At 44.6% G+C, this 11,264-nt stretch carries 1 protein-coding gene and 1 riboswitch; the gene reads right to left on the bottom strand.

Features of this window, described 5'->3' with window-relative positions:
* Positions 1-6: 6 nt before the first annotated feature.
* On the bottom strand, positions 7-10,713 hold the full coding sequence (locus MHH61_RS10870) for a non-ribosomal peptide synthetase (protein WP_164512174.1): 10,707 nt from the start codon (positions 10,711-10,713) through the stop codon (positions 7-9).
* A gap of 145 nt (positions 10,714-10,858) precedes the next feature.
* Positions 10,859-10,952: riboswitch (cyclic di-GMP riboswitch) on the bottom strand.
* Positions 10,953-11,264: the final 312 nt, after the last annotated feature.

Here is an 11,264-nt window from a genome sequence, read left to right as displayed (position 1 = left end):
TTTTGCTTAAAATAGATCCATTAGCTTTTCAAGTTCGTCCATAGTGAGATCCTCATCCCCCACATCACTAGGTGTGATCTGACTCTCATCCTGTGATAGACAATGTGAGATCAGTGCCTTCACATTCTTTTCTAAGAGTTCCTTAAACTGTTCGATCGTACGTTCTTCGAATTCAAGGTGATGATAGGAAATCGTCACATGGAGCATGGCTTGTTCTACGAAACCAACAATATCCAGCGCATGAGGTTTCTCAGATTCAGGGCTCAGCGATTGTCCTGCATGCCATGGAGAACGCCTCAATTCACCGCCGCCGATCTGTTCATCAAACTGACCAAGATAGTTAAAGCTGATATCTGGTGTGACTTGAAAATCGATATCGTCCTTCATCTTGTCAGGCGTTAAGTATTTTAAAACGCCATAGCCGATGCCCTTGTTCGGAATGTGTCTGAGTTCCTCTTTTAAATACTTGATCTGATAAGAAAGATCGTCTGCATGCGACATATCCAATAACACAGGATACATACTAGTAAACCAGCCGATGGTCCGTGATACATTAACCGCAGGGAGGATGTCCTCTCTCCCGTGCCCTTCAAGATGAATAAAGTGTCTGTCTTCACCTGTCCACTCTTTCATGGACAATCCTAATGCCGTCAGCAAAATATCATTGATTTCTGTTTGGTAGGCTTCATGTACATCCGTCAACAGACTGCGTGTTTCCTCTTCAGACAATGCAAAACGAATGGTCTGTGTATGAAGCATTCGTTGATCCTCCGTGACATGATCCTTTTGAAGCGGAGAAACGGAATGTGCAAGCAACTTTTTCCAATACTCTCTTTCCGATAGCAGCTCATCTGACACAGCGTATTCAGTCAGCTTCTGGGCATATTCTTGGAAGGAGTGTGTTTTTTCAGGAAGGGTAAGAGTTTCCCCGCGCTTCGACTGTTCATAAAGAGCCATGAAATCTTCAAGGAAAATGCGCCATGACACACCATCAATGACAAGATGGTGTACAGCGAGCAATAAATGATCTCCTTGATCTGTTCGGAAAATGGCAGGTTTCACTAGTGGTCCCTCCGTTAACGACATACTCGCCTGCACTTCATTTGCCAGCTTTTCTACTTGCTGGATCTGCTGCGACAGCTCTCCTTTTACTTCCACCACATCAATTGCAACATTATTTTCCTCGATTCCTCGATGACGCTGGATGACGCGCCCTTCTTCGAGTGGATACACCATTCGCAATGCATCATGATGAATCATGAGCTGCTCCAGTACTTGCTGAACGTTTTTCTCATTTAAACCATTTGGCGCATGAAGCATCATCGATTGGTTCCATTGATGCTGATTCGTAAAGTTTCGTTCAAAGAACCAGCGTTGAATCGGTGTTAATATGACTTCTCCTTTGACAGGTGATTGGTCGGCTGTGAGAAGATCGGCTTCTTCAATATATGGGCGAAGCTCCGCAATGGTCGGATACTGGAATAGAAGTTTCATATCGAGCTTCCAGCCTGCTTGCGTGAGTCGGCTTGCCATTTGGATACCTTTAATCGAATCTCCGCCAAGGAAGAAGAAGTGATCATGAATGCCGACTTGGCTAACGCCAAGGACATCTTCCCAAATGCCGCAAAGCAGTGTTTCCACTTCGTCTCTTGGTGCTTCGTATACCGTTTGGTTCGCTTCGATATCAGGAGCTGGCAATGCTTTCAGATCGACCTTTCCATTGGCCGTCATTGGAAATTGGTCTAGTTTTATGATCCATGATGGCACCATGTATTCAGGCAACGTTCGTTTTAGGCTTTCTTTCAGGGTTGTTGTTTCTTCAGCCGCGATGACATAAGCGATAAGTGCATCTTGATCACTCGCATCTTTGACCGTTGTCACGACGGCTTCTTTGACCGAATCCAGCGTCAGGAGCTGGGCTTCAATTTCTGACAGCTCAATACGGAAGCCGCGGATGTTGACCTGATGGTCTATTCTGCCGAGATAAATCAGCTCTCCATCCTCTGTCCATTTCACTAGATCGCCTGTGCGGTACATGCGCTCGCCTGGATAAAATGGATCTGGGACAAATCGTTTGTCGGTTTCATCTGGAAGATTCCAGTAGCCTCTTGCCAGTCCTTTTCCTGCGATCACGAGCTCACCTGGTACGCCTGGCGGCGACAGGTCGTATAAAGAACCCATGATGTAAAAACGTGTATTGGCAATGGCTGTTCCTATCGGAATCGTGCCTTGTTCTGGATCGATCATTCCGCTTGTCGCTACGACTGTATTTTCAGTTGGACCGTAGTTATTGACGAGTTTGTATGGGACTGGCTTTACCTGTTTCAGCTTATCTCCGCCTGTTAGTAAATAACGTAGAGAATGGTTGTCCATTGACATAAACTGCTCACATAGCTGAGTTGGCAGGAAGGCAATGGTGATGTCTTCTTTATTGAAATACGCATTGAGTTTGATCATATCGAGACGAATCGCTTCATCGATAATGTGCAGCTCTGCGCCGGCGATCCACGTCGGGAACATCTCCCAAATGGAGGCGTCAAAGCCAAAGCCGGCATATTTCGCAGTTCGATCGTCTTTCGTCACTTGGAAGGCTTCATTGTGCCAGAATGCAAGATTTACAAGGGACTGATGCTCGACCATGACACCCTTCGGCTGCCCCGTCGTCCCAGACGTGTAAATCATATAAGCGAGATCCGTTGGTTTGATCTGAACCTGAATCTCGTGAGCTTCTCCTTCTACGGCATCTTCTATGAACAGCACTTGACCTGTAAAGGAAGGTGGTGCAGTAAGCCCTTTTTGCATTAGAAGTACCTCTGCCCCGCAGTCTTCTAGCATGTATGCAATACGCTGCGCTGGATAGTCTGCATCAATTGGAACGAATGCCGCACCTGCCTTGAGAACGCCAAGGACAGCAGCTGTCATATCAAGGGATGGGCGGGTGAGAATGCCGACGCGGCCGCCTGGTTTTGTGCCGTTTGCGATGAGTCTTGAAGCGACTACATTCGCCCGGCTGTTCAGTTCTTTATACGTCCAGCTCGTTCCGCAGAAGGTTGCCGCTTTTTGATGAGGTGCTTCTTGTGCCTTATCCTCAATCAAGGCATGAACGGTTTGATCTGACGGGACGTCTAGAACAGGACCTGACCATTCGTTCAGCTGTTTTTGCTGCTGCTGCGGTGACAATAATTGCATTTGATCTAACGATTGATCTGGCGCTGACACCATTTGTTCCAGCAAATGAAGAAAATATTCTTTCCACTTTTCAATTGACGTCTTTTGAAAGATAGAACAATTAAAATCAAACACGAGCTCAATTTGATCTGCGGATTCGTTTCCAGTTAAGGTCAAATCAAATTTGGCAATATTCTCTTCGAATGGCTGTGGAACAATGTGAAGCCCATCCATTGATAAATCACGAATATCCGCATTTTCCATTGAGAATACTACGTCAAAAATTGGATGACGGCTTGTGTCGCGAACCGTTTGCACCTGATCTACCAATTCTTCAAATGGGTACAGCTGATGCTCATTTGCCTCTAACACAAGCTGATGAACATTTGAAGCAAATTCAGCAGCTGTCTGATGTCCTGATGGTCTTGTTCTAAGTGCCAACGTGTTCACAAACATGCCGATCACAGATTGAATATCAGGATGGGTTCTGCCAACAACCGGAGAACCAATGATGATATCTTCTTGTCTTGAAAGCTTGCTCAAAAGAATACTGTAGCCAGCAAGCAGGACTGTATAGGTCGTACTGTTGAGCGCTCTAACGAGTTCGTCCAATTTCGCTTTAAGCGAACCTTCGATTGTAAATGAGACACGATCTCCTGCGAATGTTTGCACTTTTGGCCTTGGCAGATCTTCTGGCAGTGCCAGTACAGGCAGCTCCCCTTGTAATTGATCCAGCCAGAAAGCCTCTTCAGCTGCTTTTTGCGCAGCAGATGCCTCACTTTTTGACCAAACTGCATAATCCTTATATTGAACAGGTAATTCCTCTAGTTTGTCTCCTCGATACAGGGCTGATAGCTCCTCAATTAAAATGCCAACAGACGCACCATCTGAAATGATATGATGCATATCAATCAGTAAATAATGGACATTTACGGAGACGGAAACCAGCCCTATTCTGAGTAAAGGCGCTTTTTCTACATCAAATGGCCTGATAAAGTCATTCATTAATTCCTGTATGTCTCGGCCGTTCTGTTCAATTTTTTCAATGTCTATAGAGACATTTGTTTCAATCCGTTGAACAGGTTCATTCTGAACAAAATCAAAGCTCGTTCGGAAAGCTTCATGACGTTGGACTAGCTGATCAATTGCCTTTTCAAATCGTTTTTCATCAAAGGCTCCTTCTAGCTTTAAGGCAGCCGGCATATGATAGCTTTGCTCCGCATCAGTCATTTTCTCCAAAACAAACAGTCTTTTCTGAGCAGATGTCACTGGATAATAGGACGCCTCTTTGGCAACTTCTACTCGCTTGATCTCCGTTTGATCCGCTTGATCAACCGCAAGGGCGAACGCTTCTAATGTTGGGGATTCAAATAAAGACTTCAATGTGAGCTCCACCTGCATCTCTTCATATAGCCTGTTCAGCATTTTCATGCCGCGCAGCGAATGGCCCCCGCATTCAAAGAAATGATCGTGCCTGCCGATTCGCGGCACTTCAAGAACTTCCTCCCAAATGTTCGCCAGTAGACGCTCTGTTTCTGTTTGAGGAGAGGTGTATTCATTTGCCCCCTGCTCACTGAGATCAGGTGTCGGCAGCGCTCGCCTATCGACCTTGCCATTATTCGTCAAAGGAAGCTCGTCTAATTGCATGAAAAATGCCGGCATCATATATACAGGCAGTTCACGTCCTGCTTGCTCGCGCAAATCAGATAATGAAACAGATCCTTCCGCTGTGAAATACGCACATAAGGTGTCATTCGAAGCAGCAATGACGACAGCTTCCTTCACCTGAGGATGCCGCAGCAGCTGGTGTTCAATTTCCCCAAGCTCGATACGCTGTCCGCGAATCTTCACTTGATGATCGATCCGTCCAATGAATTCAATATCTCCATTCGGCAGCCAGCGTGCAAGATCGCCCGTTTTATACATGGCCTCTCCAGGACGGAAAGGATTGTTGACAAACTTTTCGCTTGTTAGTTCTGGCTGCTTATAATATCCTTTCACCAGTCCATCACCAGCGACACATAGCTCTCCCGCCACACCCGGCGGCTGAACATGTCCAAACTCATCTACAATATAAACAGCCGTTTGACTCACTGGCTTTCCGATTGGGATAGATAACGCCTGCTTCTCAATATGATTCACAGGATAATATGTGGTGAAAATTGTGCTCTCAGAAGGTCCGTACATATGAACAAGCTTGTCTTTCCCAACTGTCTCAAGTGCAGTCACTACATGAGGCACAGAAGCTCGCTCTCCGCCAAACAGCACTTTTCTTACGTTTTTCAGGCTGTCTTTTTTCATGTCGATGAGTAAGTGAAAAAGAGCTGTTGTGATCATTAAAATACTGACTTTTTCCTTCTCAATCGCTCCAGAAAGCTCATTCATGTTTAAAATATGATCCTTTGGCAGAACAATGAGTTTCGCTCCGTTTAATAATGCACCAAACACATCAAACATAAAGGCATCAAATACATAGTTTGAGAGGCTCATCACCGTGTCTTCAGGATGGATGGTGAGATAATTCGATTGCTTCACCGTTCTCAAAATGTTCCGGTGTGTTACCATATTTCCTTTAGGCTTACCGGTTGTACCTGATGTATAGGTCAAATTCGCCAAGTCCTCAGGTAAAATATGAGCATCTATAGGGCTGTCTGACTGCTGAGCAATCGCTTGATCTTCTGTTTCTATGATGGTTCCCTCAAATGCAGTGAGCACCGAGCGATGGCGCAGCACTTGATGTGTCAGTAAAAATTGTGCACCGCTGTCTGTTAAAAAGTGCTTCACGCGCTCATCAGGGAAATCGGGGTCAATTGGTACATAGACACCGCCAGCCTTAAGCACAGCCAGAACAGAGAGCACCATTTCATTGGATCGTTCAAAGAATAAGGCCGCTTTCATCCCTTTTTTAAAACCATTTTCACGCAAATAATGAGCCAGCTGATTCACTCGGTCATTCAGCTCTTGATAAGAAAGAACCACATCTTCACATTGCAATGCAGGCTGATGACCATGCTGCTGCACCTGTTTTTCAAACTCCGTTACAATGGTTTCTTCTGCTGGATAAGGCGAAGGTAACGGATTCCACCTATTTAACTGAGCTTCTGCTTCTTGTTCAGACAGTAATCGATAGGATTGAATAGCTTCCTGCGGCGCTTGAACCATCTGCTCTAGCAGATAAACATAATGTTTCATCATCTGCTCTGCCGTACTTCGTTTAAATAGCGCCGTACTGTAATCAAGTACAAAGGATAAACCTTGATCTGACTCCATCGCTTGCAGTGTTAAATCAAATTTCGCAATATGGAAATTGGTTTCTTCAACCTCGACCAGCATATCTCCAATATGCTGAGATGCTCCATGATCCGGCGCGAGTGTAAAGACGGTGTCAAACAATGGATGACGGCTAAAATCTCTTGGCACATTCAGCTTTTCAAGCAGCCGTTCAAATGGATATTGCTGATGCTCAAATGCCTGCATTGTCTTTTTCTTTACTTGCTCAATCAGCTGAGACATGGTTCCATTCGGATCTACCTCAGACCGCAAAGCAAGTGTCTGGACAAACATACCGATCATGTCATTCAAATCTGTATGCACACGCCCTGCCGCCGGTGTTCCGACCACGAATTCCTTTTGACCTGTATATTTGGCAAGCAATGTATAGTAAGCAGAAAGCAAGACCGTATACAGTGTCGTGTGATGGTTTGCTGCAAGCTCCTGTAATTGATTCTTTAACGCTTCATCTATTTCTTTGATGACACGATCACCTGCGAAAGACTGGACAGCTGGACGCTGATAATCGGTCAGCAGCTGTAAAGAAGGAATATCACCCGAAAATTCTTGCAGCCAAAATGCCTCTTCTTTTTGAAAGCCTTGGTGCTGCTGCCAAACAGCATAATCTTGATATTGAAGCTTCAATGGTGCTTTAACCGATCCCTCGTAAGCATCTGACAGCTCACGCAGCATCAAATCGATCGAAAGACCATCTGAAATCAGATGATGCATATCGAAAAAGAGCAAATGCTCCTGATCATGCAATGACTGCAAACCAATTCGAAGAAGCGGCGCACACTCAAGATCAAAAGGTCTGACAAATTGCTGCATGTTTTCTTCCATCGTACCGCCTGTCAGCTGTTCTATTTGAAAGGACACTGATGAAACGATCCGCTGACGAGGAACACCTTTTATCGTATGAAAAGAAGTGCGCAGCACATCGTGACGTGAGATCAGTCTGTCAAAGGCTTCAGTCAGCTTCTCAAGCTGCAGAGTTCCTTTTAACCTCACAACAGCAGGCATATGATATGCAGTGCTTTGCTCCAATTGACTCACCATATATACGCGCTGCTGTGGAGGCGACAATGGATAATGATCAGCAGCCGGCGCTTTTGGTATCACCGTTTCAGAAGACTTATCTGCTTGCTCAATATAAGCAGCTAGAGCAGCAATTGTCTGCTGTTCAAATAAAACGGAGAGCGGCACCTCCACTTCAAAGTCTCGCTGAACCTTGGTAAGTACGGTCATTGCTTTGAGCGAATGCCCGCCTCGATCGAAGAAAGAATCATATACACCGATTTTCTCTTGATCAAGAATGTCTTCCCACAAATGAACAAGCTTCGTTTCTATATCGTTTCTAGGTGCCGTATAAACAGCATGTACCGCTCTATCACCTTTTAACGCAGCAAGTGCACGACGGTCGACTTTGCCGCTGACTGTGAGTGGAAAAGCATCGAGCTCTTTGAAATAAAGAGGCATCATGTACGCTGGAAGTTGATGTTTGATAGCCGCATGCAGCATGTCAACAGACACTCCTTCATGACGAGCTTGATAATAAGCACTTAACGCCTTTTCTCCATCCGCTTCGTCAACCACTAGCACGACAGCCTTATCAACTCCATCTACCTGCTCCATCACAGCTTCAATCTCGCCTGTTTCTATCCGGTAACCCCTTATTTTCACTTGATCGTCCATTCTGCCAAGATAATCAATCGTGCCATTCGGAAGCCATCTGACTAGATCCCCCGTTCGATACATCCGCTCATGCGGAGAAAACGGATCTGCTGTGAATACCTTCTCCGTCAATTCAGGCTGATTCACATAGCCTCGCCCAACACCTATACCGGCAATGCACAGTTCTCCAGCAGCCCCATGCAGCTGTAATTGATCATATTCATTTAAAATATAAACACGATGATGACCAAGCGGTTTTCCAATCGACACATAACGCTGTTCAGTTGATTCGCTCAGCTCACTGAGATCTAGACGATGCACCGCCGCATCCACACACGTCTCAGTTGGACCATACACATTCCACAGAGTAAAATCAGGCTGACTCATACGAACTGCTTCAATGAGTGAACGTGCTGCTTTCGCAGGCAGCGCTTCTCCCCCAATCAACATGTGCGTCAATGACAGCCCGTCCAAATCCGCAGCAAGTAAAAGCTGCACATGCGCCGGTGTTCCATCTGCCGCTTCAATTTGATGTTTTCTGTAATAAGCCGCTAGCTGCATGCCATTTCTCGTCGTTTCTCGCGGGATGATATGAAGCGTATGTCCAAATAAAAGGGCAGCAAAGATTTGTTTGACCGATGCATCGAAATGGAATGGGGCTAGAAGCGCCATTTGTAGCTCATTCGCCCCTTGATAAATCTCATGATGCAAAGCATGGACCAAATGATGAAGCTGAAGATGCTCAATCATGACGCCCTTCGGCTTTCCAGTTGTACCCGATGTATAAATCATGTAGGCTAAATCATCCGGCGCCGTCTGATCTACAAGCTCAGGCAGCCGGCCATCATCTAATAATATTTGCTGCTGCACGATCAATTTTTCCGAAAGGGCTGGGTAATCTTGAATGAACGATTCCTCTGTTAACACAATAGAAGCACCTGAATCCTCCACAATAAATTGAATGCGCTCCTCAGGTAATGCCGGATCAATTGGTACATATGCCCCGCCAGCCTTTAGTATGCCGAAGACTGCTGCCATGGCATCTGTCTTCCGCTCCATCAAAACAGCAACAGGCACATCACGTGAGATACCTTTCATTTGTAAAAAACGTGCCAGCTTTTCTGCCTGTTGTTGCAGCTCTCCATAAGTAATTGTTCCATCTTCTGCTACAACGGCTGTCCGGTCTGCATATTTGTTGGCTGTCTCATCAAACAGGTGATGAACCGGTTTTGCGGCTGGCCTTTCAAACGATTCTCCTTCAGATAATTGCAGCAGCTCCTTTTGTTCACCTGCTGAAAGTAAAGGCAGTGTCCCGATCAGCTGATCAGGCTGAGAGACGGCCGCTTCTAGTAATATCAAGAATCGATCAAACATCTTACTCATTTCTTCTTCTGTGAATACATCTGTACGGTAATCCAAATCAATGGTCAATGTATCAGTATCCCAGCGGTCTTTCACATGGATTGAAATATCATTCATTCCGCTCCCGCTAAAAATCGGTTCAGTAATGAACGACAGATTCTCTTTTTTCTGCCACTGCATCACCTGATACTCTAAAGAAATATCAAAAAGGCGTCCTGTAAACCCTTCTCTTTCCCGCAAATCATTCATGAGCAAATTGTAAGGGTACTTTTGGTGTCGCAAGATCTTCATTTGATCCGCCATGACCTGTTTTACGAAATCAAGAAACGATTGCGACCCTTGAACAGATGCACGCATTGGAATCGTCGATACAAACATTCCAATCATCTTTTTTTCTTTGGCATTCGTCCGGTTGCCCATAAAGGTTCCAAGAACGACATCCTCCATACCGCTAAAGCGATGTAAGTAAATATAGACAGTGGACATAAACATTGAAAGCATACTGACTTTCTGTTCTTCACAAAAAACACGAAGCTTCTCCTTTAAAGAATCTGGAACATCCCCTGAAAATCGCTCCGCATGCAAACTCATCTCGTATCCCTTATGCGGTTTTAAAGATGCGAAGTCTGGAATATGAGCAAATTGCTCATTCCAAAAAGCTTGGTCTTTTTGAAAACGTTTAGAAGATTCATAGGTCTGCTCACTCATGATGTGATCAACGAAGGAAATCTCCTCAACTGGCGAGATGTCTACTCCTTGCAGCATGTCATGATATAAATCAATAATGCGATTTCCCATTAAAATGATGGAAATACCATCCGCGACAATATGATGTGCTTTACAGAACAGCCAGCACTCTTGATCACTGATTTGAAACACCGTAAATTCAATCAAAGGGCTGTCAATCAATGGCATTGGCTCACGAATCTGCTCGTTTGCCCAAACCCTTACTTCCTCTTCACTCCAGCCCTTTTCCATGCGAATCGGCTGTTTTTCATAAGGTTTGATATATTGAACAGGCTCCTCCTCTTCATCTCGATACACGAGCCTCAGCCGAAGAGAGTCAGTTTGTCGAATGTACGCTTGAAGCACATCGACGACCAAAGAAGGATCGAGACCAGATGCTGATCTCAACCTGGCGAATCCACCCAAATTAGAAATACTTGTACCTGGATAAAATCTTTCCGTGTAGAATACTCGCTTTTGCGCATGTGTTAAGGGGTAATAAACTGTATTCATTCTCATCCTCCGCCTCTTCTATGTTTTCTCCACCAATTTCACCCTGCACCCTCTATATCAAAAGAACCAAGTCTATTTCATTAAAATAGACGGTTAAACCGAAAAGGAGCCCACCCCGAATAAAACGGAGGGACTCCCATTTTCATTCGGTAGCCTGCCGACCTTAGCAAAAAAAGAATCATTTACCTTAGGACATGGCTTTGCGTCTCTATGTTTCCATAGATTTGCCTTTTTCTTCTTTTCTTTTAGATATTTTCTATTTACGTCCACTTTATATGAAAATATTGTTTTTTTCACCGAAAAATGGGTGTAAAGATTCATGCGTTATACCGAAGGGATCCTGTGAGAATTGACGATATTTACCGAAAATAACTAATAATAGTTGCGTTCAACCGAAAATAATCGACTAAATACCGCAAAAATTTCATATTTTCCCTTAAATTTTGAAAATATGACCGAAAATGTAGGATAGAGGTCTCCTTGCGTTCCCCGCAAATTCTTAAATCTTAAGAACTATATTCCCTAAAAAAATGAATTTTTTTACTGTAAAA

The organism is Bacillus sp. FSL K6-3154 (assembly GCF_040869395.1).
Classification (GTDB): domain Bacteria; phylum Bacillota; class Bacilli; order Bacillales; family Bacillaceae; genus Bacillus; species Bacillus safensis.
This window is presented reverse-complemented; position numbering and strand designations above follow the sequence as displayed.

Excerpts from the sequence above, each read along its gene's own strand:
- MHH61_RS10870 (WP_164512174.1), bottom strand. The coding sequence starts at position 10,713 with ATGAATACAGTTTATTACCCCTTAACACATGCGCAAAAGCGAGTATTC.